20 protein-coding genes are annotated in these 23,578 nt (G+C 72.6%); 5 read left to right on the forward strand and 15 right to left on the reverse strand.

Going from position 1 to position 23,578, the window contains the following annotated elements; translation table 11 throughout:
- Window positions 1–7: 7 nt before the first annotated feature.
- A complete protein-coding gene (locus F6X51_RS11650) occupies window positions 8–1,246 on the forward strand; it encodes a YncE family protein (RefSeq protein ID WP_246696757.1) in 1,239 nt (412 codons plus the stop codon).
- Here the strand turns inward: F6X51_RS11650 and F6X51_RS11655 are convergent, their stop codons facing one another.
- The 3 genes from F6X51_RS11655 to F6X51_RS11665 all read right to left on the reverse strand — a co-directional run bounded on the left by F6X51_RS11655 (window position 1,247) and on the right by F6X51_RS11665 (window position 4,349).
- On the reverse strand, window positions 1,247–1,921 hold the full coding sequence (locus F6X51_RS11655; protein WP_150963766.1) for a haloacid dehalogenase type II: 675 nt from the start codon (window positions 1,919–1,921) through the stop codon (window positions 1,247–1,249).
- A gap of 81 nt (window positions 1,922–2,002) precedes the next feature.
- Entirely contained in the window at window positions 2,003–3,532 is a 1,530-nt protein-coding gene (murJ, locus tag F6X51_RS11660; protein ID WP_150963768.1) for a murein biosynthesis integral membrane protein MurJ, read from the reverse strand.
- Window positions 3,533–3,749: 217 nt separating this feature from the next.
- On the reverse strand, window positions 3,750–4,349 hold the full coding sequence (locus F6X51_RS11665; RefSeq protein WP_150963770.1) for a superoxide dismutase: 600 nt from the start codon (window positions 4,347–4,349) through the stop codon (window positions 3,750–3,752).
- Window positions 4,350–4,745: 396 nt separating this feature from the next.
- Here F6X51_RS11665 and F6X51_RS11670 point away from each other — a divergent pair, with 396 nt between their 5' ends.
- Window positions 4,746–5,780, forward strand: coding sequence for a hypothetical protein (locus tag F6X51_RS11670; RefSeq protein ID WP_150963772.1), 1,035 nt, complete (start codon window positions 4,746–4,748; stop codon window positions 5,778–5,780).
- Between the two features lie 75 nt (window positions 5,781–5,855).
- Here the strand turns inward: F6X51_RS11670 and F6X51_RS11675 are convergent, their stop codons facing one another.
- From F6X51_RS11675 to F6X51_RS11695, 5 genes are all read right to left on the reverse strand, one after another.
- A complete protein-coding gene (locus F6X51_RS11675; RefSeq protein WP_246696758.1) occupies window positions 5,856–7,604 on the reverse strand; it encodes a sensor histidine kinase in 1,749 nt (582 codons plus the stop codon).
- A 179-nt stretch (window positions 7,605–7,783) separates the two neighbouring features.
- Entirely contained in the window at window positions 7,784–8,530 is a 747-nt protein-coding gene (gene trmB, locus F6X51_RS11680; RefSeq protein ID WP_150963776.1) for a tRNA (guanine(46)-N(7))-methyltransferase TrmB, read from the reverse strand.
- A gap of 8 nt (window positions 8,531–8,538) precedes the next feature.
- Window positions 8,539–9,717 (reverse strand): methionine adenosyltransferase, encoded by a 1,179-nt coding sequence (gene metK, locus F6X51_RS11685; protein WP_150963778.1) that lies wholly within the window; start codon window positions 9,715–9,717, stop codon window positions 8,539–8,541.
- 145 nt (window positions 9,718–9,862) lie between these two features.
- Entirely contained in the window at window positions 9,863–10,273 is a 411-nt protein-coding gene (locus tag F6X51_RS11690) for a helix-turn-helix domain-containing protein (RefSeq protein WP_150963780.1), read from the reverse strand.
- A 593-nt stretch (window positions 10,274–10,866) separates the two neighbouring features.
- Window positions 10,867–11,190, reverse strand: a complete 324-nt coding sequence (locus F6X51_RS11695; RefSeq protein ID WP_150963782.1) for a hypothetical protein — start codon at window positions 11,188–11,190, stop codon at window positions 10,867–10,869.
- 349 nt (window positions 11,191–11,539) lie between these two features.
- On the opposite strand from F6X51_RS11695, the gene F6X51_RS11700 reads away from it, so the two are divergent.
- Window positions 11,540–12,409, forward strand: a complete 870-nt coding sequence (locus tag F6X51_RS11700; protein ID WP_150963785.1) for a hypothetical protein — start codon at window positions 11,540–11,542, stop codon at window positions 12,407–12,409.
- Between the two features lie 5 nt (window positions 12,410–12,414).
- Window positions 12,415–13,959: a M48 family metalloprotease gene (locus tag F6X51_RS11705; RefSeq protein ID WP_150963786.1), complete on the forward strand. Its 1,545-nt coding sequence runs from the start codon at window positions 12,415–12,417 to the stop codon at window positions 13,957–13,959.
- Between the two features lie 1,069 nt (window positions 13,960–15,028).
- On the opposite strand, the gene F6X51_RS11710 is transcribed toward F6X51_RS11705, so the two are convergent.
- The 3 genes from F6X51_RS11710 to F6X51_RS11720 all read right to left on the reverse strand — a co-directional run bounded on the left by F6X51_RS11710 (window position 15,029) and on the right by F6X51_RS11720 (window position 19,173).
- Window positions 15,029–16,795, reverse strand: a complete 1,767-nt coding sequence (locus F6X51_RS11710) for an ABC transporter ATP-binding protein (protein WP_150963956.1) — start codon at window positions 16,793–16,795, stop codon at window positions 15,029–15,031.
- A gap of 216 nt (window positions 16,796–17,011) precedes the next feature.
- A complete protein-coding gene (locus F6X51_RS11715; RefSeq protein WP_150963788.1) occupies window positions 17,012–18,379 on the reverse strand; it encodes an MFS transporter in 1,368 nt (455 codons plus the stop codon).
- The gene (locus F6X51_RS11720) at window positions 18,376–19,173 is read right to left on the reverse strand and encodes a PRC-barrel domain-containing protein (RefSeq protein ID WP_407658515.1); all 798 of its coding nucleotides are present in this window, start codon (window positions 19,171–19,173) and stop codon (window positions 18,376–18,378) included. Before F6X51_RS11720 ends, F6X51_RS11715 begins: the two co-directional genes overlap by 4 nt.
- Before the next feature lie 415 nt (window positions 19,174–19,588).
- Here F6X51_RS11720 and F6X51_RS11725 point away from each other — a divergent pair, with 415 nt between their 5' ends.
- Window positions 19,589–20,023 (forward strand): hypothetical protein, encoded by a 435-nt coding sequence (locus F6X51_RS11725; protein WP_246696760.1) that lies wholly within the window; start codon window positions 19,589–19,591, stop codon window positions 20,021–20,023.
- Between the two features lie 51 nt (window positions 20,024–20,074).
- On the opposite strand, the gene F6X51_RS11730 is transcribed toward F6X51_RS11725, so the two are convergent.
- The 4 genes from F6X51_RS11730 to F6X51_RS11745 form a co-directional block, all read right to left on the reverse strand.
- On the reverse strand, window positions 20,075–21,100 hold the full coding sequence (locus F6X51_RS11730) for a PAS domain-containing protein (protein ID WP_191970084.1): 1,026 nt from the start codon (window positions 21,098–21,100) through the stop codon (window positions 20,075–20,077).
- Between the two features lie 781 nt (window positions 21,101–21,881).
- Entirely contained in the window at window positions 21,882–22,583 is a 702-nt protein-coding gene (locus F6X51_RS11735) for a DUF2268 domain-containing putative Zn-dependent protease (protein ID WP_246696761.1), read from the reverse strand.
- Between the two features lie 88 nt (window positions 22,584–22,671).
- Complete coding sequence (locus tag F6X51_RS11740) at window positions 22,672–23,040, reverse strand: antibiotic biosynthesis monooxygenase family protein (protein WP_150963792.1); 369 nt, start codon at window positions 23,038–23,040, stop codon at window positions 22,672–22,674.
- Window position 23,041: 1 nt separating this feature from the next.
- Complete coding sequence (locus F6X51_RS11745; RefSeq protein ID WP_150963794.1) at window positions 23,042–23,554, reverse strand: MarR family winged helix-turn-helix transcriptional regulator; 513 nt, start codon at window positions 23,552–23,554, stop codon at window positions 23,042–23,044.
- Window positions 23,555–23,578: the final 24 nt, after the last annotated feature.

The following is a 23,578-nucleotide window of genomic DNA, read 5'->3' on the forward strand; positions in this document are numbered from 1 at the left end:
TCCGCGAATGAACTGCGCACAATCCGATCGGGCGTCCGCCCGGCAGGACGGACCACGCCGCCGGTCGGCGCATCGCATCGGGCTCGGGCTTCTCCTCGCCCTCGCGGCCTTCCCGGGGCTGGCGGCAGACGGCCCGCCCTTCCTCCTCGTCGGGCTCGACGGCAAGACCTTCTTCCGCCCGGGCGGCTCGGAGAACGGGCCGAACGGCGCCGACGGGCTCGCCATCGTGGACATCGCGGACCCGGCGAGGCCGAGGCTCGCCCACGTCCTCGCCTCGCCCGCGCTCGACACCTCGGTCTACGGCCCGCCGACCAACCTCCAGATCACCCCGGACGGGCGCCTCGGCCTCGTGACGAATCCCGTCACCATGCGGCGGGAGGGGGAGGCCTGGTACGCGCAGGCCGACGACCGCCTGTTCGTGGTCGATCTCGCGGCCGAGCCGCCCCGGGTGCGCCAGGTCGTGCGCGTCGGGCGCCAGCCCTCGGGCGTCGCGATCAGCCGGTCGGGCCGGCTCGCCCTCGTGGCCAACCGCGAGGGCCGCAGCGTCACGGTGCTGACGATCGGGGACGAGGTCCGGGTCGCCGCCACCGTCGATGTCGGCGCGGAGGCCGCCGCCGTGGCGATCGCCCCGGACGAGAGCCGCGCCTTCGTGGCCAAGAACAAGGCCGGCACGGTCGGGGTGCTGGCGATCGAGGGCACGCGCGACGGCACGCGCGTCAGCCACGATCCCGCCCTCGATATGCCGGTCGGGCCCGGCACCTACGGGCTCGAGGTGACGCCGGACGGCGCCTTCGTGCTCTCGGGCAACGCGGGCGCGAGCCCGAGCGACGGGCATGCCGACGCGGTCAGCCTGATGCGGGCCGGGGGCGTCCGCCCGGTGGTGCTCGACCATCTCGGCGTCGGCGACACCGCCGAGACCCTGGCGCTCGCCCCCGACGGGCGCCGCGCCGCGATCTCGGTGGTGAAGGGCGCGGCCGCTCCCCGGGCGAGCCCGTCCTACACGGTGGGCGGCGCGGCGGTGCTGGTCGCGATCCTGCCCGAAGGACGCCTGCGCTACCTCGGCGAGGCGCCGGCCGGGGCCGTCACGCAGGGCGTCGCCTTCGACCCGTCGGGGGCCTACGTCTATATCGGCAATTACAGCGACCGGACCCTCGGGGTGTACCGCGTCGAGGGCGACACGATCCGGGAGACCGGCTACCGGCTCGCCCTTCCGGGGCAGCCGGCCTCGCTCCGCGGCCGGCCCTGATCAGGCGAGGGGGTCGAGGCTGCCGATCACGGCATCCGGCGGCAGGTCGGCATACTCGTCGGGCAGGCCCCTGCGGTTGACCCAGGCGGTGGAAAAGCCGAAGGCGGCGGCGCCCGCGATGTCCCAGCGGTTCGAGGAGCAGAACAGAACCGCCTCGCGGGCGACGCCGAGGCTGTCGAGGACGATCGCGTAGGCCGCCGGCGCCGTCTTGAACACGCCCGCCGCGTCGACCGAGAGCACCGCGTCGAGGTGGTCGCCGAGACCCGCCGCGGCGACCGCCCGCTCCAGCATCGCGGCGTTGCCGTTCGACAGGATCGCGGTCTTCAGGCCGAGCGCCCGCAGCCGCCGCAGGGTGCCGGGCACCTCCGGGTAGGCCGCGAGGTCGCGGTAGCTGTCGAGGAGTTGTCCACGCAATCCCCGGTCCACCCCGGGGTGCTGGGCGAGGGCGTAGTCGAGGGCCTCCTCGGTCATCGACCAGAAGCTGCGGTAACGCCCCATCAGGCTGGTGATCCAGCTGTATTCGAGCTGCTTGTTGCGCCAGACCTCGGAGAGGCGGGGCGCGTCCGGCCCGACCGCGGCGGCATGCGCCTGCACGGCCGCGTGGACGTCGAACAGGGTGCCGTAGGCGTCGAACACGGCGGCGGCCTTGCCGGCGGTGAGGCGCGATGCGTCCATGGGGAACTCCGGGTCCTGGAAGCGGGCATCTGGCGCGCGAGGGCCTCCGCGGCGAGCCCTCGCGGGCTTGCGCAGGAGCCCTCAGGCCCGGCGCAGGCGCAATCCGAAGAGGTGGAGCGTGGCCAGCAGCAGCAGCCCGTAGAGCGCGGCGCCGGCGAGCCCGAGGAGCCCGAGCACCGCGATCTCGCGCAGGTGCGGCAGGGCCGGGACGATCCGCTCGGCCAGCGGCAGGCCGTAGACCGCGACCGCCGCGAGGCCGAGGCAGGCGATCACGACCCCGAGGACCGTGATCCCGAGGCCGCGTCCCGGCGCGGTCCAGCCCCGGCGCCACGCCAGAGCGACGAGGAGGATCAGGTTCACCCACTGGCTCACCGCGGTGGCGAGCGCGAGGCCGGTGACGCCGTAGGGCCCGGTCAGCAGCAGCTTCAGCCCGACATTGACCGCGATGGCGGTGAGCGAGGCGTAGAGCGGCGTCGTGGTGTCCTGCCGGGCGTAGAAGCTCGCGACCGCGCTGCGCACCAGCACCACGGCGGGCAGCGCCAGCCCGTAGGCGGCGAGCACCGAGGCCGCGCGGGCGGCGTCCTCGGCGCTGAAGGCGCCGCGCTGGAACAGGGCCGCCATGATCAGGCCGGGCAGGGTCAGGAACGCCACCGTGAAGGGGGCGGACAGCGCCAGCGAGAAGCCGGCGGCCCGGTTCTGCGCCGCGTGCGCCCCCGCCACGTCGCCGGCCGCGATGCGCCGGCTCATCTCGGGCAGCAGCACGGTGCCGGCCGCGATGGCGATGACCCCGAAGGGGAGCTGGTAGAGCCGGTCCGCGTAGTAGAGGGCCGAGACGGCGCCGGTCGGCAGCAGGCTCGCGATGATGGTGTCGGCGAAGGCCGCGATCTGGAAGCCGGCCGAGCCGATCACCGCCGGCCCGAGCACCGTGAAGAAGCGGCGCATGGCGGGGTCGCGCAGCGTCGGCGCGGCGAGCCCCGGCATCACCCCGGCCCGGCGGCAGCCCCACCAGAGCAGGCCGAATTGCAGGAGCCCCGCGAGGGCCACGCCCCAGGCGGCGGCGTAGCCCGCATTCGGGAACAGGCCGGTGAGCCCGAGCGCGCCCAGCATGGCGAGGTTGAGGAGCACGGGCGCCCCCGCCGCCACCGCGAAGCGCCGATGCGCGTTGAGGATCCCGGAGAGCAGCGTCACCAGGGTCATGAACAGCAGGTAGGGCACGGTGATCCGGGTCAGCGAGACCGCCAGCCCGAAGCGCTCCGGATCCTCCGAGAAGCCCGGCGCCAGGGCCCGCACCACCCAGGGCATCGCCGGCAGCGCGACCGCGAGCAGCACGATCTGGGTCGCCAGCATCAGGCTGAAGATGCGGTCGGCGAAGGCCCGGGCCGCCCCCGCTTCCCCGGCCTCCGCGAGGCCCGCATAGGCCGGCACGAAGGCGGTGTTGAAGGCGCCCTCGCCGAAGATCGCGCGGAAATGGTTCGGCAGCCGGAACGCCACCACGAAGGCGTCGGCGATCGGCCCGGCGCCCATCACGGCGGCCATCACCACGTCGCGGGCGAAGCCCGTGACGCGCGAGACCAGCGTCCAGCCGCCGACGGAGAGGATGGAGCGGATCATCGGGCGTGCGCGGGACCGGGGCGGGGCGGGGGGCGGCGGGCCGGCCGAGGCGACGGCAAGGGGTCTGAAGCGGAGATGGCGCGGGCCCCGGCTGGCGCCGGGTCGGCCCGGCGGGGCGCATCAAGAGCCGGTTTCGCGCGCGGCCTCAAGGGCCGGCATCGGGCGAAACCGGGCGCCGCGGGCGAAATCGCCCGCGGCGCGGGATCGGCGGAGAGCCTTACTTCGCGGCCTCGGCGTACATCTGCTCCACGTGCTCCCAGTTCACGAGGTTCTCGATGAAGGCCTTGAGGTAGTCGGGGCGCCGGTTGCGGTAGTCGATGTAGTAGGAATGCTCCCAGACATCGACGCCGAGGATCGGCTTGGCGCCGTGCACCAGCGGGTTCTCGCCGTTCGGGGTCTTCAGGATGGCGAGCTTGCCGTCCTTGACGGCGAGCCAGGCCCAGCCCGAGCCGAACTGGCCGATGCCGGCCTGGATGAAGTCGGCCTTGAACTTCTCGGCGCCGCCGAGGTCCTCGTCGATCTTCTTGGCGATCGCGCCCGGGATGGCGCCGCCGCCATTCGGCTTCATCCACTGCCAGAAGTGGATGTGGTTGTAGTGCTGGCCGGCGTTGTTGAAGAGCGCCTGGTTGGTGTTGTAGCTCGCCTTGACGATCTCCTCGACGCTCTTGCCCTGGAGGTCTGTGCCCTCGAGCAGCTTGTTGCCCGTGTCGACATAGGCCTTGTGGTGCTTGTCGTGGTGGAACTCGAGGGTCTCCTTCGACATGTAGGGCCCGAGCGCGTCGTAGGCGTAGGGGAGTTCCGGCAGGGTGAAGGTCATCGGCATCTCTCCGGGATTGCGGCGGCTTCAGGTGAAGGCACGTCGGGTGAAGACGGGTTCGAGGTTCTTGCCGGCGGCAACGCAATCCGCGCGCCGTCCATGAGGCAACGGCCGCTTAGGTAAGTCGGTGCCCGCGCCTCGGCAACGCCGGGGCCGCGATCGGCCTGTGTGAAAGCGCGCCTGGTGAAAGCGCGCCTGGTGAAAGCGCGCCCGGGCCCCGCCGCGGCGCGCGCCCCCACGCTCGACCCCGGCTTGACCCCGGGCCAACCGCGGGCGACATCGGCCGTGGACGACGGGGCTTTTCGCGGGCTTCCGGGCTCGGGCCGGTTTTGCAAAACGCCCCCAAGGCTTTACTGTTCGGGGCCCGGATCCTCCGGCCGTTGCTTAGAGAGCTGCATGATCCTCGCGCTGTTCGCGCTCGCCGCCGTCATGATCATCGGGGGCATCGCTTCCGTCATCCAGGGCTTTCCCTTCGTCCGCCTCGAGAGCGGTCTCGCGATGGTGATCGCGGGCGCGACCGTGGCGTCGGCCGGCGCGGTGATCCTCGCCCTCGGGGTCGTGGCGGGCGGCCTGCGCCGGGTCGAGCGGGCCGTCAACGCCCGGGCCCTGCCGGCGGCGGGCGATGCGGACCGGGCTCCGGCAAGGGAGTTCGGCAGCGCCTCGAAGGCCGCGGCGCCCCTCTTCCCGGCCCGGGTCGATCCGGTCCTGCCCGAGGGCGCGGGACCCGCGCCGGCGAGCGGTCGCCCCGTCCTCGGCACCGCCGCCGGGCTTCCAGGGGCGGGCCTGGCAGGTGCGGAGCTTGCGGGCGCAGGGCTTGCGGGCGCAGGGCTTGCGGGCGCAGGGCTTGCGGGCGCGGGTCTGGTGGGCACCGGGCTCGCGGGCGCGGGCCTGGCCTCCGGACGAGCCGGCACCGAGCCGACCTTCACCGACACGCTGTTCCCCGAGCGGGACGCACCGTCCGCCTCCACCCTCGCGGACGATCCGTCCGAGGCGCACCGGGCGGAGATCGAGCCCGAGCTGCCCCTGCCGGAACCCGCCGGCTTCGTGCCGCCGCCCCCCGCACCCGCCCCGTCCGAGCCCGAGGCGGTGCCGGAGCCCGATGACGGCATCGCGCCCGAGGACGACCTGTTCGTGGCGCCGGAGACGGCCGCTCCGCCCCTGCGCCCCGCCCTGGACACGGCTGCGGAGCCGGAGCCGGAGCCCGAGGCTTCGCCGGAGCCGGCCGAGCCGGAGGCCGAGGCCGAGGCCGAACCCGCGCCGAAGCTCGAGGTCGTCGGCACCTACGCGTCCGGCAGCAACACCTACGTGATGTTCTCGAACGGCTCGATCGAGGCCGAGACGCCCCGGGGCCGCTTCACCTTCGCGTCCCTCGACGAGCTCAAGGCCTTCGTCGAGGCGGGCGGCGAATCCGACACGCGCGGCGCCGCCTGAGCCGGGCCCGGGCGATCCGCCCTCAGCGCGGCCTCCCGCGCGCGGCGCGCCGAGGCCGGCACCGCCGCCGACCCGTCAGGCCAGGGGGTTGAGGGCGTCGTTGCGCTTCGGCAGCGGGGCCAGCATGGTCAGGCGGAAGCCCTCGGGCGGGTACTCGGTCTCGACCTCGGCCTGGACCTGCGTCGTCAGCACGCGCTGCAGCAGGCGGGAGCCGAAGCCCTGGCGCCGGGGCGGCTGCACCGGCGGGCCGTGGCTCTCCTGCCAGGCGAAGCGCAGCATCCCGGCCGGGCCGCCGGGCAGGAGCTGCCACGTCACCGCGACGCGGCCGCTGCGGGTCGAGAGGGCGCCGTACTTCGCCGCGTTGGTGGTGAGCTCGTGGATCGCCATGCCGATCGGCACCGCGATCTCGGAGGCGAGGTCGATCGGCGGCCCCTCGAGGGCGATGCGCCCGTCGCCCGCCCCGTCCATCGCCCCCTCCGCGTAGGGCTTCAGCTCGTTGACCAGGAGGGTGCGCAGGCTCGCGGTCTGCCAGGTGTCCTCGGTGAGCACCGAATGGGTGTGGGCGAGGGACATGATGCGGCCCACGAAGGCCTCGTAGAAGCTCTCGATGCTCGACGCGGTCCGGGCCGTCGAGCCGACGATGGCCTGGACGGTGGCCAGGGTGTTCTTCACCCGGTGGTGCAGCTCGCGGATCAGGAGGGTCTGGCGCTCCTCGGCGTGGCGCCGGTCGGTGACGTCCGCCACGACGCCGATGAGCCGGCGCGGCAGGCGGTTCGGGGCGTCGCGCTCGAAGCGGCCGGCCATGTCGATGGTGCGCCAGGTGCCGTCGCTCTTGCGGCGGATGCGGCCGGTGGCGTGCAGGATCTCGTCGTCGCGCAATGCCGTCGAGATGGCCTGGCGCACGGCCGTCCGGTCGTCGGGGTGCAGCAGCTCGTTGAGGAACTCGGTCTTGCCCACGGTGCCGTCCGCGGCCGTGCGGCCGAAGATCTCGAACATGCGCTCGTTTTCCCAGATCGCGTGGTCCTCGAGCATGTGCCACTCGAAGATCCCGAGGCGCGCGAGCGAGGTCGCGACCCGCAGGCGCTGCTCGCGCCCCAGGAGGGCGTCGCGCGCCTCGACCCGGGTCGTGATGTCCTGCACCACCCCGACCATGCCGGTGAGCCCGCCATCCGGCCCGAACAGAGCCTGGCCGCGGGTGCCGACGATGATCTCGCGGTCGTCCCCCGCCCGGCGCAGGCGGCACTCGACGGCGTAGGGCAGGCCCGCCGCCAGCGCCTCGCGCACCACGTCCGCGATGCGCGCCGCCTCGGCCTCGCCGATCCGCCCGCGCAGGTCCGTCCAGGACAGGGAGGGCCCCGGCGGGTGCCCGAGGATCTGCCCGGCGCGCCGCGACAGGGTGACGAGGCCCGTCCCCCTGTCCCAGCGCCACTCGCCGAGTCCCGCCGCGATCAGGGCCTCGCGGTTCTGCTCGGCCCGCACCGCCTCGTCGGCATCGATGGCCTCGACCACCAGGGAGGTGCCGAGCCCCGCCGAGCGCCGCACCCGCACGTCGACCGGGCGGCCGTCGGCCCGGCGCCAGCGCTGCACCCCGTCGACCAGGCTCGGGCGGTCGAGGAGGTCCGACAGGGGCATGCCGACGAGCTCGCCGGCCCCGTAGCCGAGGAGGTGGCAGAGATGCCGGTTGGCGTCGAGAATCGTGCTCTCGTGGGCGGCGCTGCCCGGCACCGAATGATCGTGGGCCGAGACGATGGCGAGACCGACCGCGGCCTCCTCGAAGGCCACGCGATGCAGGTCGATCGTGCTCGCAGCGGGGTCGTGATCCACCCTGTCGCCCAATCCGAACCTTTTCCCGCGGGACCGTCCGCCGCCGTCCCGCACCCCCGCGCAGGATGAACGTCAAGCTCTGCAGCGGCAAGACCGGCGAAGGGCCGCGTGCGTGCGCGAGGACACCTTCGGGGCCTTCCGTCCGCTCGCCTGAGGCCTCGGGCCGCACCGGCAGGCCCTCAGGCGGGTCCGGCGCGGGCGAATTCCAGGTAGGTGGGGCGCCGGCCCGCCGCAACGGCCTTGGCCTCGTAGCGGGTGCCGGGCCAGTCCGGATAGGGGTTCGTCCAGTCCGCCGCCCGCGTCGCGCTCCAGCGGAGCGCCCGGCAGCGCGCGGCCCGCACCAGCGTCCAGCCGGCGTAGTCGTCGATGTCGCTGGCGAAGCGGAACAGGCCGCCGGGCCGCAGCACCCGGGCGATCTCGGCGAGGGACTCGTCCGACACGAAGCGGCGCTTGCGCTGGCGGCGCTTCGGCCAGGGGTCGGGATAGAGCAGGTAGACCCGCGACAGGCAGGCCTCCGGCAGGGCGGCGAGCAGCGCCGTGACGTCCTCGTCGCGGATGCGCACGTTGGCGAGGCCGGCCTCGTCGACCGCGCGCAGGAGCTTGACCACGCCGTTGACGAAGGGCTCGGCCCCGATCATGCCGATGTCGGGATGGCGCGCGGCCTGGGCGGCAAGGTGCTCGCCGCCGCCGAAGCCGATCTCCAGCCAGTATGCGCGCTTGGGCTCGGGGAAGAGATGCGCCGGGTCGAGGCGGCCCCCGTCCGGCGGCACGCTCACCCGGAGCCTCGGCAGCAGGTCCGCGAGGCGCTGCTCCTGGCCCGCCCGCAGGCGCTTGCCCTTGCGGCGGCCGAAGAAGGCCCGCTCGGGACCCTCCGGCGCCGTGTCGCCTCCGCCCGGTCGGGGGGGGCTCTCGTCCCCCCCGGCCATGCTCAGGCTCAGGAGAGGGACGACGTGAGGCTGGCGGCGAGGTCGGTGCGCTCCCAGGAGAAGCCCCCGTCCGCCTCGGGCGCCCGGCCGAAATGCCCGTAGGCCGAGGTCCGCGCGTAGATCGGCTTGTTGAGGCCGAGCTTCGTCCGGATGCCGCGGGGCGAGAGGTCGATGGCATCCATCAGGACCGCCTCGAGCTTGGCCTCGTCGACCTTGCCGGTGCCGTGCAGGTCCACGTAGATCGACAGGGGCTTGGCCACCCCGATGGCGTAGGCGAGCTGGATCGTGGCCCGGCTCGCGAGGCCCGCCGCCACCACGTTCTTGGCGAGGTAGCGCGCCGCGTAGGCCGCCGAGCGGTCGACCTTGGTCGGGTCCTTGCCCGAGAAGGCGCCGCCGCCGTGGGGCGCCGCGCCGCCGTAGGTGTCCACGATGATCTTGCGGCCGGTGAGGCCGGCATCGCCGTCGGGGCCGCCGATCACGAACTTGCCGGTCGGGTTGACGTGCCAGACCGTGCCCTCGGTGACCCAGCCCTGCGGCAGCGCCTTGAGGATGTAGGGCTCCACGATGGCGCGCACGTCCGCCGAATCCAGGGTTTCGTCGAGGTGCTGCGTCGAGAGCACGATCTGCGTCACCTCGACCGGGCGGCCGTTCGCGTAGCGCACGGTGACCTGGCTCTTGGCGTCCGGCCCGAGGAGGGCGGCGTCGCCCTGCTTCGCCTTGCGGGCGTCGGCGAGGTCCTTGAGGATCTTGTGGGCGTAGAAGATCGGGGCCGGCATCAGCTCCGGGGTCTCGTCGGCGGCGTAGCCGAACATGATGCCCTGGTCGCCCGCGCCCTCGTCCTTGTTGCCCGCGGCGTCGACGCCCTGCGCGATGTCGGCGGATTGCGCGTGCAGGTGGATGGCGACGTCGTTGTTCTTCCAATGGAACCCGGACTGCTCGTAGCCGATGTCGCGCACGGCCTCGCGGGTCAGGTGCTCGAGGTCCCGGAAGGTCACGGAATCGGGTCCGCGCACCTCGCCGGCGATCACGATGCGGTTCGTGGTGGCCAGGGTCTCGACGCCGAGGCGGGCCTCCGGCATCGCCGTCAGATAGGCGTCCACCACGGTGTCGGAGATCCGGTCGCACACCTTGTCGGGGTGGCCCTCGGAGACGGATTCGCTGGTGAAGAGGTAGTCGGAACGCGGCATGGGATGCACCCCCGGTTGCGGGCGCGCCCTCATGCGTCTGGCGCTAGACCCGGTCTGACGAAGCTCGACTTCTTGCACCGGCCCCGCCACCGGTCAAGATGGTTTGCCGAACGCGTCCGATATATCGTACGGAACTTCCGGCCGATCAGCCGTTCAACTTGCGGTCGAGGGCGTGGACGGCGGCCGCGAGGTCGCGCCGGGCCCCTTCCGAGAAATGCTCGTCGACGTGGCGCGCCACCACCTCGACGAGGCCCTGCCACTCGCTCTCGCCGGAATAGGGCTGCTGCCGGTTCTCGCCGAAGCCGTCGAGGGGGATGTCGTCGAGGCGCTTCATGCCCTGGAAGAAGTGCTCGATCGGCACGCCGGTCATCCGGGCTAGGATCTCGAGATGGACCGCGCTGATGCGGTTCGTGCCCTTCTCGTATTTCTGGAGCTGCGCGGCCGACATGCCGAAGCTCTGGGCGACGCGCCGCTGCGTCAGCGAGGCCCGGCGGCGCTCCTCGGCGATGCGCTGCCCGATATAGGCGTCCCGCTGATCGGTCTTCTGTCCAGCCATCGCGTGTCTCGTACGCCCGCCTCAGCCATCGGACCTTGGGATCCGCGGTTCCGCGCATTCACGCTTAAGGTTCCGTTGACACTTTGTCACGACGGCGACGTTCGAATACGTACTCACCCGACCGGACTCTAGCACGAAACCGGGCCTCAGCGCTCGCGCGCATCGGCCCGCTCCGGAACGGCCTCGCGCCGTCGGAGGCGGGAGGCGATGGCGTCCCCGGCAGGGCTCGAACCTGCGACCCCAGGTTTCATACCACTTCGGCTTTCGCCGCCGCCCGGACGGGCGTTCGTGGCCTGGACTATCCCTTCACCGTGGGACCCGCGCCAGCGCGGGGCCGTTAGGTGCCGCCCGTCTAGTCTCTACACCTTCCTGGAGGCCTGAAGGCCCCGAAGGCCCGAAGGCCCCGAGGACCCGACGCCCCCGAAGGCCTGAAGGCCCCGGGGACCATCAGGTCCAATCCAGGCTTGGCTCGGGATCGGCAGGGCGCCGTTTGCGCCGGAAGCTTTCCCCGAATTTGAGCGGATCCGCCGCGTGGTTTCCCGGCGCGGCGCCCAATTCATGTCTTTAGGAAACCTGTGCTCTGTCCAGCTGAGCTACGGAGACTGAACCGTCCCGTCCTTACCATCATCCCCCCGCAAGGCAAACCGGATCGGGGCGGTGTTCCCCGGTGCCGTGTCCCCCGGTCCCATCGTCCCTGGGGATCGGCCGAGCTGGCGCAGGTCGAGTTCCAGGGCCTTGACCCGGTGCAGGATGCCGATGCCGCGCAGGCTCGCCGCCATGGCGCGCTCGCCCACGTCCTCGAGGCAGGCCGCCGCCTTCTCGAGCTCGTCCGCGCACCACGCGTCGAGCTGCCCCGGCCCGGCGGGCGGCAGGGCCGGCACGAAGTCGCGTGCGGGCGGATCGGCGTCGTTGGGCATCGCGGCGGGCTCCGCTGTGGCGGATTGCTCTGTCTGATTGTGTAGAATGACACAATAGCCGAACCCCGGAGAAACCGTACGAAGCGCCGAACCGGCCATGCGCGCCGGGCGGGGCCCCGATTTTGCACGAATCCGGCGGCACCCTGGCCGGGCCTCGAGCGCGGCGGGCCGGCCCGGTGTGACGCCCCTGCCGCAGGGGGTGGAAAACGCCCCGCGGGCCGGACAGGGCGGCGGGTTTTCCGTCAGACTGCCGCACTCGGGGGGCAGTCTGACGTTCGGACGACGGCGCGGGGCAGGCAGGGCGGCGATGACGGGGCAGGGGGACATGCGGCGGGACATGCGGCGGGGCATGCGATGGGGCATGCGCTCCGGGGCGGCGGTGCTGGGCCTCATCTCCGGCGGCCCCGCGCTCGCGGCCCCGCGGTCCGGCCCGGCGGAGTGCCGCGCCGCCCCGGCCCGCATCGATCGGATCGAGGGCGTCGGCCCCCGCGGCGAGATCGCGCTGGGCTCCGGCGGCCGCGCGCTCCTCGGGTCGCTGCGCTGGCCGGAGGATCCGGACGCGGCCGGGGCCGCCGCGGCGTGGCTCGCCCGCCACCGCGGGCGCGCCCTGACGGTGACGGTGCGGGGCGAGCCCGACCGCTGGGGCCGCAGCCGCATCGACGCGATCGCCGAGGGCGAGGCAGGCGCGGGTGAGGCCAAGGGCACCGAGGTCGAGCCGGTCGACCTCGCGGGCGGCCTGATTCGCAGCGGCCTCGCGCAGGTCGATGCCGGGGAGGGGGACGTGCTCTGCCGCCCCGGTCTCCTCGCCGCGGAGGCGGCGGCGCGCCGGGCCGGGCTCGGCCTCTGGCGCGCGCCGGGGCCCGCGGCGGCGGACGGTGCGGCGCTCCGGGCGGCGGCCGGCCGCTTCGTGGTGGCGCAGGGGCGCATCGTCGGCGTCGGCGAGCGCGCGGCGCGCACCTATCTCGATTTCGTGCGCCGCGGCGAGGACGGCTTGACCGTGATCGTGTCGAAGCGCACTTGGCGCCGGCTGCAGGATCATGGTTTGAGTGCGGCCGGGTTGAAGGGCCGGATCGTCCGGGTTCGGGGCATCGTCGAGATCGGGCGCGGGCCGGTCATCGATGTCGCCAGCGCCGAGATGATCGAGGTCCTGGGCGAGGACGACGGACGAGGCCACGACCCGGGGGCGGGTCCGGAGAGGGAGCGGGCGCTGCGGCGCTGAACGGCATGGGCGGGGTTGCGAAGCGAGCCGAGGGATCGAGCCGGCGCCGGGGGCCGGCATCCGCGCGCGGATGCGCGCCGGGCCAGGGCGTCTTGGCTCATGGCGTTTCCGGCCGGGCCGTCCTGGGCCTGGCCGCCCTGGCACTCGGCCTCGCGTCCTGCGCCGGCGACCAGACCGGCGCGGTCCTGACGCCCGCCGCCGTGTCCGTCCCGGCCGAGGCGCCGCGTACCACGGGCCGGGCGCGCACCGTCTCGGATGCGGACCACGCCAAGCTCGTCGGCTCCTTCGGGGGCGAGTACCGGGCGCCGGCCACGCTGCGCCTCGTCTCCGAGGTCACGGACCGGCTCGTCAAGGCGAGCGAGCGGCCGGACCAGACCTACGTGGTCACCCTGCTGGACTCCCCCGTGGTCAACGCCTTCGCGCTGCCGAACGGCCGGCTCTACGCCACCCGGGGACTGCTGGCGCTGGCGAGCGACACCTCCGAGATCGCCGCGGTGCTGGCCCACGAGATCGCGCATGTCACCCTCAGCCACGCCAACGCCCGGACCGAGCTGGAGCTGCGCTCGCAGCTCGTCAGCCGGGTCGTCGCCGACGTGCTGAACGACCCCGCCACCGGCGCGCAGCTGCAGAACCAGTCCCGCTTCGCCCTGGCGCGCTTCTCCCGCGAGCAGGAGCTCGAGGCGGACGCGGTGGGCGTGCGCACCCTCGCGGGGGCGGGCTACGACCCGTTCGGGGCGGGCCGCTTCCTCACCGCGCTCAACCGCACCATCGCGCTGAAGACCGGCGCCGGCAGCGCCAGCGAGCCCGACATGCTGGCGACCCATCCGGGCACGGCCGAGCGCATCACCCTCGTCACCCGGGCCGCCCGCCGCATCGGCGCGCCGGGGGTCGGCACCGACGATCGGGCCCGCTACCTCGCGGCGATCGACGGCATCGCCTACGGCGACAATCCCGGCGAGGGCGTGGTGCGCGGGCGCCGCTTCCTGCATCCGAGCCTCGGCATCGCCTTCGAGGTGCCGGAGGGCTTCACCATCGAGAACACCAAGAACGCGGTGCTGGGCACCACCAACGAGGGCAGCCGCCGCCTCCTGTTCGATCAGGTCGAGGCGAACCCCGAGCGCAGCCTCGAGGACGTCCTCAAGGCGACGTGGAACGACGCGATCGAGGCCGGCTCGGTGGAGGGCCGCACCATCGCGGGCCATCCGGCGGTCGTGGCGGTCTCGCGCGGCAAGGACTGGACCTTCCGCCTCGCGGCGATCCGCGTCGGCGAGGCCACCTACCGGATGATCATGGCCGCCAAGGGCGCCACCGACCCCGATCCCGCCTTCCGCCGCTGGACCGGCAGTCTCGCGGCGGTCTCCCCCGAGGAGACCCGCTCGCTCAAGCCCCTGCGCATCCAGATCGTGCCCGCGCCGTCCGGGACCCCGGAGGATCTCGCCCAGCGCATGGCAGTCTCCGACCGCGCCCTCGACCGCTTCCTCGTCCTCAACGGGCTCGAGCGCGGCGCGACCCTGCGGACCGGGCAGAGCTACAAGCTGGTGGTGGAGTAGCGCGCCCTCGGCCCCGGCCCGGCGGCCCGAGCGCGCCGGAATTTCAAAATTGACGAACGTCGCCACATCCCCGCTCCCGTGCGGGAGAGGGGGGCGCTCTGCCGTCCGGAGTGCGTTGTGGTTCCGTGGTGAGCGCGGGTGGCGCGACAGGCCCCCTCTCCCGAGCGGGAGAGGTTTGCCCGCGGAAGCGGGCCGGGGTGAGGGAGGCTCGCTCTCCGGAGAGGTCGCACCCCTCACCCGGTGCGCGTGCCGCGCACTCGACCTCTCCCGGACGGGAGAGGTGGGGCGCTCTGCCGTCCGCGCCCTGCCGTTCAAGGGCGCGGGTGGCGCGACAGGCCCCCTCTCCCGTGCGGGAGAGGGTTGGGGTGAGGGATCCGACCTTTCCGGAGAGGTCGCACCCCTCACCCGGTCGGCTGGCGCCGACTCGACCTCTCCCGGACGGGAGAGGTGGGGCGGGCCGCCGTCCGGAGTGAATCGTGGTCCCGAGATGGGCGCGGGTGGCGCGACGCGCCCCCTCTCCTGTGCGGGAGAGGGTTGGGGTGAGGGATGCGACGCATCCGGAGAGGTCGCATCCCTCACCCGGTCGGCTGGCGCCGACTCGACCTCTCCCGGACGGGAGAGGTGGGGCGGCCCGCCGTCCGGAGTGAATCGTGGTCCCGAGATGGGCGCGGGTGGCGCGACGCGCCCGCTCTCCCGTGCGGGAGAGGGTTGGGGTGAGGGGTGCGACCTTTCCGGAGAGGTCGCATCCCTCATCCGGTCGGCTGGCGCCGACTCTACCTCTCCCGGACGGGAGAGGTGGGTGCACCGCCGTCCGGAGTGAGTCGTGGTCCTGAGGTGGGCGCGGGTGGCGCGACGGGCCCCCTCTCCCGAACGGGAGAGGTTTGCCCGCGCAGCGGGCCGGGGTGAGGGATGCGACGCATCCGGACATGTCGCACCCCTCACCCGGTCGGCAGAGGGGGGGCGCTCCGCCATCGAACAGGGGCGCTGGACGCCCAGACCGTGGCCCCGCATGAAAAAACCGGCGCGGGTCTCCCCGCGCCGGCCCGATCTCCACTCCCGCCCGGCCGCGTCAGGCGGCGGCGAGGGCGGACATCGACATCGATTCCTTCTTCATCAGCTCGCGGTAGAAGCCGTCCAGATGGGTGAGCTTGTCCGGCGAGCCGTCCTGGATGATGCGGCCGCCCTCGAGGACCACGATCCGGTCGAAATCCTTCAGGGTCGAGAGCCGGTGCGCGATGGCGATCACGGAGCGGCCCTTCATCAGGTTGGCGAGCGCGTGGCGGATCGCCTCCTCGGACTCGGCATCGAGCGCGGAGGTGGCCTCGTCGAGGAGCAGGATCGGCGAGTCCTTGAGGATCGCCCGCGCGATGGCGATGCGCTGGCGCTGGCCGCCCGAGAGCTTGACGCCGCGGTCGCCCACGATGGTGTCGAAGCCCTCCGGCAGCGCGTTGATGAAGTCCGTGCAATGGGCGGCCTCGGCGGCCTTCCAGACGTCCTCGTCCGAGGCGTCGGGCCGGCCGTAGCGGATGTTCTCGCGCAGCGAGCGGTGGAACATCGAGACGTCCTGCGGCACCACCGTGATGGCCTCGCGCAGGCTCTCCTGCGTGACCCGGTCGATGTCCTGGCCGTTGATCAGGATGCGGCCGCCCTTCACGTCGTAGAAGCGCTGCAGCAGCGAGAACAGGGTCGACTTGCCGCCGCCCGACTTGCCGACGAGGCCGATGCGCTGGCCCGGCTCGATGGCGAGGTCGAAATCCGTGAACACGCCGCGGCCGTCCGGATAGTCGAAGGCGACGTGCTGGAAGTCGATCTTGGCGCCGTGGCCGGTGAGCGGCACGGCCTCCGGGTGGTCGATCAGGTCGTGGGGCTGCAGCAGGGTGTGGAGGGCCTCCGACAGGCGGGCGGTGTGCTGGGTGGCGTCCACCAGGGCCACCGCGAGGTCGCGGGTGGCGGCCAGGATGCGGATGCCCAGCGTGCAGACGAGGACCACCTGGCCGTTCGTGGCCTGGCCCGCCTCCCACATGGTGATGGCCCAGTAGAGCAGGCCGAGCACCGCCAGCACGGTCAGGATCGCGTGCACGATGCGCAGCTTCTCGAGGTAGAGCAGCGAGGAGCGGCGCGAGCGCATCTCGACCCCGATGGTGCCGTCGAAGCGCTTGAACTCGCGCTTGAAGGCCGAGAAGGCGCGCACCAGCGGCATGTTGCCGACGAGGTCGACCATCTCGCCGTCGACGCTCGCGGCCTTGGCGGCGAAGTCGTGGTGGAGCGGCTTGCCGGCGGCGGCCATCTTGAACATCAGGATGACGACGGCGCCGAAGATGCCGGCGAGGACCGCCGCCATCGTGAGGTTGACGGTGGCGATGTAGGCGATCGAGCCGAAGGCCGCGACGCAGGGCGGCATCACGTTGAACACGAACATGTTCTCGACCGTGAAGATCGCGTTCGAGGTCGCGGTGATGCGCGAGGCGAGGGTGCCCGGCTGACGGTCGGCGAAGAAGGAGGGCGAGTGCCCGGTCATGTGCCGGAAGAGGTCGCGCCGGATGTCGCCGGTGACGCCCACGAAGGTGAAGGAGCCGACCAGGCTCGCCACGCGCCAGAGCATGTTGTCGGCGGCGATGAAGGCGATCAGCACGCCGAGCGCCCCCCAGATCAGCCCCGCCTGCGGCCCCTTGCTCAGGGCGTCGACCACGCCCTTGAGGGCGTAGTCGGTGCTGACCGAGAAGCCGACCGCGCCCAGCACGGCCACGAGGATGACGGCGTGCGGCAGCGCGCGGCGCTTGAGGTAGCGCCCCACGAAGGCCCACGGCCGGTCGGCATATTGGCAGAGGTCTTCCATCGCGATGGCCATCTCGATTTCAGCGAACCTGACGGGCGAAGAGGGACGCGCTTGCACGCATGCGAGAAAGTGATCCCTGTGGCGGCAACGCGAAAGCGTCACCATACGTTGCAAGGGCCCGCCCGTCCGGAATGCTTTTATCCATTGAAGCTGAACGTGAGTTGAGCGGGATGCGATTTCGGTGCCGGGCCCCGCGATTTTGCGCTTCGTCCGGTATCAGGCGGTTCCCCGGCGCCGGGTCTCGGGCATGATCAGGGCGAGGAGGCCGAAGGCCGCGAGCCCGACCACCGCGAGGCCGAGGAAGGCGGTGTGGCTGCCGAGCCGGTCGGCCATGATGCCGGCGAGCGAGGTCGAGAGCGCCGCCCCGATCCCCATGGCGGTGCCGACCGCCCCGAGGGCCAGGTTGAAGCGGCCGGTGCCCCGGGTCACGTCGGAGACCACCAGGGGCACCATCACGCCGAGCACGGCCGCCGAGATGCCGTCGAAGACCTGGATCGCCACGAGGAGCGTCGGGCTGTCCGTGTAGGCGAAGAGCAGGGCCCGGACCGGCAGGGCCGCGAAGCCGACGAGCAGCATCGGGCGCCGGCCCCAGCGCTCGGCGGCCCGGCCGAAGGCGGGGGCGCAGACCGCCAGCACCCCCTGGGGGACCATGATGCAGGCGGCGATCAGCGCCGTGGCGGTCTCGCTGGCGCGCAGCGTCAGCACGCTGCCGACGAGGGGCAGCAGGGCGGCGTTCGCCAGGAAGAACAGCACCATGCAGGCGGCGAAGCACAGGAGCGCCCGGTTCGTCGCCAGGGCTCGCAGGCCGGAGCCGCCTGCCGGGGCCGCGGCCTCGCCGGGGCCGGGGGAGGGCGCGCTGACGTCCCGGATCTCGCCGGGGCGGATCGAGGAGAGGGCCATCAGGGTCGGCACCACCAGGGTCGCCGTGAGGTAGAACACCGCGTCGTTCGAGAGGTAGTAGCCGCAGGCGCCCATGCCGGCCGCCGCCAGCGCGTTGCCCAGCGCCTGGAAGCTGGCGTTGCGGCCGAGGCGCTCGCCGGCCCGGGCATGCCCGACGAGGCCGATGCTGATCGCCGCGATGGCCGGGGTGAGCACGCAGCTCGCCGCCGAGTGGGCCGCCATGGCGAGCAGCACGATGAGGAAGTTCGGCCAGACCGCGAGCGCGAAGGCGCTGGCCGAGATCGCCGCCACGGCGACCCCGGCGGCGAAGCGCTTCGAGCGCACCGCATCCACGAAGGCGCCGCCCGGCACCTGGCCGAGGAGGCTGACGAGGCTGCCGACCGTGAGGGCGAAGCCGATGTCGGACTGGGTCCACTTGGCCTGGGTGAAGTAGACCGCCAGGAACGGCCCGAACCCGGTCTGCAGGTTCGCCACGAAGAACGCGAAGGCGTCGAGCCCCCGGCGGCTCGCCCGCGAGATCGTCGGCAGGTCGGAGGGCGTCTGGGGGATCACGTCGGGCGCGGCCTCCGTGGCCTCCGGGGAGGCCTCGCTCAACCGCACCGGGCGGGTGCGGTGCTCGAAGCGCGGCGCAATGCGCTCGCGCGGGTGGACGGCGCGCCGGTACTGGGGTCGCGGCACCGTCATTTATCGGGCGCCTTCTCGGGGGGCTTGTCGGCCGGCGCGGGGGGCGGGGCCGCGGCGGGGGCGGGAACCACGGAGCCCGGCAGCGTCGCGGCCGGCGCGGATGCCTGCGGGGGGGCTTGGGGCGCCGTGGCCTGGTCGGCCGCGTCCGGCGCGGCGGGGCTCGCGGGGCCGAGCACCACGATGGGCTCGCCGGCCTTGTACTCGGGGGAGACCCGGACCTGGTTGCGGCTCAGCTGCAGCACGAGGCGGCCGGGCTTGCCGTCCGTGGTGAAGCGCAGGGAGCGCCAGTCCACCGCGATCTTGCGCGAGCCGACGCCCAGGAAGCCGCCGAAATCGATGATGGCGGCGCGCGGGCGCCCGTCCTTGTCGATGATCACGTCGATGATGCGGCCGAGCTCGTCGCCGTTGGCGCTGCGCACGCCCTTGCCGAGCACGCTCTCGTAATCCTGGGTGTCGAGCACCGTGGCGGGGGTGCCCTGCGGGGGCGTCGGCGGCGGCGTCACCGGGATCTGGGCCGGCGCGGTCGCGGCGGGCGGCGGGGCGGCGGCCGGGGATGGAGGAACCTGGGCCGGGGGGGCCTGGGCCGGAGGAACCTGGGGCGGAGGAACTTGGGCCGGAGGAACTTGGGGCGGCGCGGCCTGGGGCGCGACGGGCGTGGTCGCGGGCTGGGCCGGGGCGGCGGCGCCGGGCACGGCCTCGCCGCCTGCGGGGGCCGGGGCGGCGTTGTCGGCAGCGGCTGCGGCGGCCCACAGGGTGATCGTCGTGGTCGCGATCATCCGGACGGTTCTGAACACGCGGGTTCCTCGATGAAGTGTCGCGCCGGCTCCGGGGCACAACCGCGGCCGTTCCGGGGGGTTCCGAGGCGGGCGGATGCGGACCGGTATGCGCGGGGACCAAGGCGAAGTTATGGATCCGGAGCCGCGGGGTTGCGGCAAGATCCGGGCCGGAGGGTGGCCGCGCCGGGCCGCCCTGTCCAGGGGGGCGCTGCCACGGCCCGCCCTCCCGTCCCGTCCGGCCGCGCCGTGGCGGCGCCCGAACCGGTGCAGGGCCCGTGCTGCGCGCGGGAGCGTGACTGGTTTTCGCCAAAACCTCGTCGTACAGAGGCGCCGAATGACAATACGAGCCGTGACGTCAGGTGCGGCCACGGAGAGGATCAGGCCCCCCATGTCTCAGGTTCCCACGTCCCAGGCCCTTATGTCCCAGGCCCCGATGTCCGGTTCCCCCCAGCCCCGTTCGGTCCCGGCCCGGCCCGGGCTGGGCGCCCGCTCCGGCCTGCTCGCGCTCCTGGCGACGGCGGCGCTGGCGACGGCGGCGCTCGGCGGCTGCCAGGCCCTCGGCGGCGGCGGCGGCGGCGTGATGCCGGCCTCCGATCTCGGGCCGCCGCCCTCCATGCGCGGCGCCCTGTCGAACCGCGAGGTGCGCACCCCCACGACCGATCCGGACGGCAACCCCCTGCAGACCGCGCCGACCCGGCGCCTCGACCTGCCGCAGAACAGCCGCGGCGAGGCCCGCGCGGCGGAGGCCGGCCCGCGCCGGATCCAGCGCGAGGAGATCGAGGGCGCCGGCGGCGGCTCCTCGTCCTCCGGGAGCCTCGCCCCCGCGCTCAGCGCCAGCGGCGGCGTCGGCGTCGGCGGCAAGTTCTGAGCCGGTAAAACGGCCTGGACGGCCGCCGGGCCCAGGCGGCCCGGCCGGCGCTCAGGCCACCTTGGCGACCGCGAGGGTGGTGCCCTCGACGATCGTGAAGGCGATGCCGGCCTGGCGGAGGGCCTGGACCACCGCGTGGCGGCTGCGCGCCAGCGGCCCGTCCGCATCCTCCTCGAGGCGCCGGATCGTGGAGAGCGAGAGCTTGCTGGCCTCGGCGAGGTCCGAGAGGGTCCAGTCGAGGAGGCCGCGCGCCGCCCGCAGGTGCAGCCCGCGCACCAGTTGCTCGTTGCCGGGGGCCAGGGGCTGGCGCTTCGGCTCCGGGGTGGCGGAGGTCGGCGGGAAGGTCAGGCCGGTCCATTCCCGCACGGGGCCGCCGCCGTTGGAGACCGGCACCATCAGGGCCCGGAGCGCGACCCGGTTCCCGTCCGCCAGCTTGGCGGCGAAATCCAGCGAGGAGGCCTCGCCCCGCTCGCGCGCCTCCGCGAATTTCTGGAGGATGGCGGCCCGGTCCTCGATCGGCGCGTGCCAGTCGCGCTGAAGGTCCTCCGGGGCGATCCCGGTCAATTCGCACCAGCCGGGGGCGTGCAGGGCCTGCCCGTCGCCCGTCCAGACCCAGGGCACGATCATGCCGTGCTCGAACACGGCCCGCTGGCGGTCGTTGTGCACCCGCACGGCCAGCGCCGCGCGCTGCTGGTTCGTGATGTCGAGCACGACGCCGGCGGCCCCGGCCGGCGCCCCGTCCGGCGTGAAGTAGACGTCGCCGCGGCTCAGCACCATCCGCATGGTCCCGTCCGGCCGGACGATGCGGAAGGTGTGGTTGCCGAGGATGCCCTCGTGCAGGATCTGCCCCGCATCCTCGAGCTTGGCCCGGTCCTCCGGATGGACGAGGCTGCGGAACAGCTCGTAATCCGGCTGCACCGACCCGTCCTCGATTCCGAAGAGCTTGTACATCCCGGAAGACCAGATGTACTCGTTGCGCGCGAAATGCCAGCCCCAATTGCCGGAAAGCCCGAACGACTCGATCATGCGCAGGAACTCGCGCGACGAGAAGGCAAGGTTTGGGATATTGTACGTCATGTTCGTTCGCGACTTATGCTCCAAGACTTCGCTCATTCCAGACTTTTTCGGTGCGAGACGTGATGTCGATCGACGCGGTCTCCATGTCGCCGGTGCGCAGATCAGGTCTCGCACCGGTTCCCTGGGGACGCGCACACAGGTCTTCGCTCGGGCCCTGCGCGCGGCACCCAATCCGGCTCGCCCTTCGAGGCGGTCAAATCTGAGCGATTTTCGCCCTATCGACCTATTCGGCTTCAGTGAAGGTCATTTTTTGCCATCTATCCTGATCTGTGAGGAGTTTTTAGCCAAACCTGACCTGAAGATACAGGTAGGACATTTCAATTCAAGAAAGATCGAGCCATCCAGACCTGTTTAAATGTCGTCTGTCGGCGGTTTCAAAACAAATCGCGCGAATGTGATAAATTTGCTGAAACTATTACCAAGGGTTATCCGAACTAGTATTTTCTCAACCTTTGATTGAACTTCGTCGAGGCGTGACAATATTTGCGGACCGATCGCCGGACGTGCTCGCGCGCCGATGGCGGCCGCGCCGAGGTCTCGCGCGCGCAGGCCTTCGATTCAGGCCTTCGATTCAGGCCTTCGAGAGGGTGGTTTCGGGGTGCCGGCGCTCGGCCGCGGGGCGGCCGGATCGGCCGGGGCTGGCTGTCCCGGGATCAGGCGATCCGAATCCGGGCTCTCCTGCCAGCCGGATGAACCGGGATCCGAGGCTCGGGACCCGGGCGCGGCATCGGCTTGCGGTGGGTTGCGGGCCGTGGTGGTGAGGGCCGACCTGGTCGACGCGTCAGAGGTTCGACAAGGTGCGCCCGGAGGCTGCCGCGATGACGTCGTGTGCGGGGACGTTGATCCAGGTGTCGCCGCCGATATCCGGCGCGGCGTCCAGCCAGTCGCCCACGATCCGGTAGCCGAGGGTGTAGCCGAGCCAGCGGGGATAGCGTCCCCCGAAGCCGAAGAACCAAGCCCGGTGGTCGTAGCCGGCGCCGATGAGCGTCGCCCGATCCGGACGGTTCGCCTCGAGCGCCGCGTCGGAGACGGCACAGTCCCACGGCTCGGGCGGCGAGCCGAACAGGCGGCTCACGAACTGGCCCGCCAAGCCCTCGCTCACGAGAGCCTCGCCCAGCGTCCAGCCGTAGCCGGGGCCGGCCATGCGCAGGCAGTGGTGGACCTCGTGAGCCACGGTCCGGCGCAGGCCCCCATCGCGCAGAGACCGCTCGAAATTCGGATTGTCGGGGTCGAGCGCGAGGGAGAACAAGCTCCCCCGGATGGCTTGTCCCGCGGTCCCTGTCTCGGGGATCACCGCACCGGGCAGGCGCTGCACGAGGATGTCGAGCGGGGCCGGGGGCAGCACGCCCGCCACCGCGTTCCGGGCGATCTCGACTTCCGCGATGATCGTGGCACGCCACGGGCTCAGATCGCCGGACGCTTCAAGCCAGTGCAGTTGCCAGGACATCGCCACGCCCATCGCCACGCCCATCGCCACGCCCATCGCCACGCCTCACCGGGGCCGCCACGCGATCCTGCCGGGAGGCAAGCGGCGCGGCAACCTCGCATGCGAGGTCGGCAGCAATCGTCGCTCAGGCGACGCAGATGCCGGGAACTTCGATCGTGTGGAACAGGTGCGGGCTCACCGTCGCGCTCTCCGGGTAATCCGCCAGCCGCGCCTGAAACGCGGGGTCGGCGAAGGCAGTCCTGAAATGAGCGACCGACTGCCAGACGGCGTAGTTCAGGAATGTGCCGCTACCGGCGATGCCGCGATGGAGTTGGGTCGAGATGAACCCGGGCTGACCTTTCATGATGGCGGCGTCGGCACCCCACGCGGCCAGGAAGCGGTCGGCGTCCTCGGACGAGATGACGAACGTGTTGATCAGGACCACCGGCCCTTCCTCGCTCTTGAGTTGATCGGCCAGCGTGACGGCGCGATCCATCTCGACGAACTTCGGCATCTCAGGTCTCCTCGATCTCGATGACGGCGGCGGCAGGGGTATCGAGACCCCCAAGGCGACGCTGCATCTCGCGCAGCAGGTCTCCGGCGGCCTCGATCCCCTCGGGCGGCAGGCCGGCCGAGAGGGCTTCGGCCCATCGTCCCTGCCGCTCGCTCGCGGCGCGGTAGGCCCCTGCGCCCCGCTCCGTCATGGTGACGAGCATGGCGCGTCGGTGATGCGGGTTCGGTTCGAGGCGGACGAAGCCGTCCTCGCGCATTTCGTCCACGGAGCGTTGCACGGCTTGCCGGGTCAGGCCCATGTTGCGCGCGATGTGCGCCACCGGGAGGGGCATGGGCGAGAGCGCGACTGCGCCGAGCACCTGCCAGCGGGCGCTGGTCAGCCCGAGGTCGCCGACCAGGGCGTCCCCGGCGGCAAGCAGGTCGCCGTTGAGGCGGAACACCTCGATCACGAGGCCCGTCAGCGCGCGGCGCAGGCGGTCCGTCTGTTCGCCGGTGGCGGGATGGAGGCGCGTCATGCGCCCATTCCTGTCCCGTCGACA

It is taken from the genome of Methylobacterium planeticum (assembly GCF_008806345.1).
In the GTDB taxonomy this organism is placed as follows: domain Bacteria; phylum Pseudomonadota; class Alphaproteobacteria; order Rhizobiales; family Beijerinckiaceae; genus Methylobacterium; species Methylobacterium planeticum.

What these genes read in the sequence shown, in the direction of transcription:
- F6X51_RS11650 (WP_246696757.1), top strand. Translation starts at nt 8, where the DNA reads ATGAACTGCGCACAATCCGATCGGGCGTCCGCCCGGCAGGACGGACCA.
- F6X51_RS11655 (WP_150963766.1), bottom strand. Translation starts at nt 1,921, where the DNA reads ATGGACGCATCGCGCCTCACCGCCGGCAAGGCCGCCGCCGTGTTCGAC.
- murJ (WP_150963768.1), bottom strand. Translation starts at nt 3,532, where the DNA reads ATGATCCGCTCCATCCTCTCCGTCGGCGGCTGGACGCTGGTCTCGCGC.
- F6X51_RS11665 (WP_150963770.1), bottom strand. Translation starts at nt 4,349, where the DNA reads ATGACCTTCACCCTGCCGGAACTCCCCTACGCCTACGACGCGCTCGGG.
- F6X51_RS11670 (WP_150963772.1), top strand. Translation starts at nt 4,746, where the DNA reads ATGATCCTCGCGCTGTTCGCGCTCGCCGCCGTCATGATCATCGGGGGC.
- trmB (WP_150963776.1), bottom strand. Translation starts at nt 8,530, where the DNA reads ATGGCCGGGGGGGACGAGAGCCCCCCCCGACCGGGCGGAGGCGACACG.
- metK (WP_150963778.1), bottom strand. Translation starts at nt 9,717, where the DNA reads ATGCCGCGTTCCGACTACCTCTTCACCAGCGAATCCGTCTCCGAGGGC.
- F6X51_RS11690 (WP_150963780.1), bottom strand. Translation starts at nt 10,273, where the DNA reads ATGGCTGGACAGAAGACCGATCAGCGGGACGCCTATATCGGGCAGCGC.
- F6X51_RS11695 (WP_150963782.1), bottom strand. Translation starts at nt 11,190, where the DNA reads ATGCCCAACGACGCCGATCCGCCCGCACGCGACTTCGTGCCGGCCCTG.
- F6X51_RS11700 (WP_150963785.1), top strand. Translation starts at nt 11,540, where the DNA reads ATGCGATGGGGCATGCGCTCCGGGGCGGCGGTGCTGGGCCTCATCTCC.
- F6X51_RS11705 (WP_150963786.1), top strand. Translation starts at nt 12,415, where the DNA reads ATGGGCGGGGTTGCGAAGCGAGCCGAGGGATCGAGCCGGCGCCGGGGG.
- F6X51_RS11710 (WP_150963956.1), bottom strand. Translation starts at nt 16,795, where the DNA reads ATGGAAGACCTCTGCCAATATGCCGACCGGCCGTGGGCCTTCGTGGGG.
- F6X51_RS11715 (WP_150963788.1), bottom strand. Translation starts at nt 18,379, where the DNA reads ATGACGGTGCCGCGACCCCAGTACCGGCGCGCCGTCCACCCGCGCGAG.
- F6X51_RS11725 (WP_246696760.1), top strand. Translation starts at nt 19,589, where the DNA reads ATGTCCGGTTCCCCCCAGCCCCGTTCGGTCCCGGCCCGGCCCGGGCTG.
- F6X51_RS11730 (WP_191970084.1), bottom strand. Translation starts at nt 21,100, where the DNA reads ATGACGTACAATATCCCAAACCTTGCCTTCTCGTCGCGCGAGTTCCTG.
- F6X51_RS11735 (WP_246696761.1), bottom strand. Translation starts at nt 22,583, where the DNA reads ATGGGCGTGGCGATGGGCGTGGCGATGGGCGTGGCGATGTCCTGGCAA.
- F6X51_RS11740 (WP_150963792.1), bottom strand. Translation starts at nt 23,040, where the DNA reads ATGCCGAAGTTCGTCGAGATGGATCGCGCCGTCACGCTGGCCGATCAA.
- F6X51_RS11745 (WP_150963794.1), bottom strand. Translation starts at nt 23,554, where the DNA reads ATGACGCGCCTCCATCCCGCCACCGGCGAACAGACGGACCGCCTGCGC.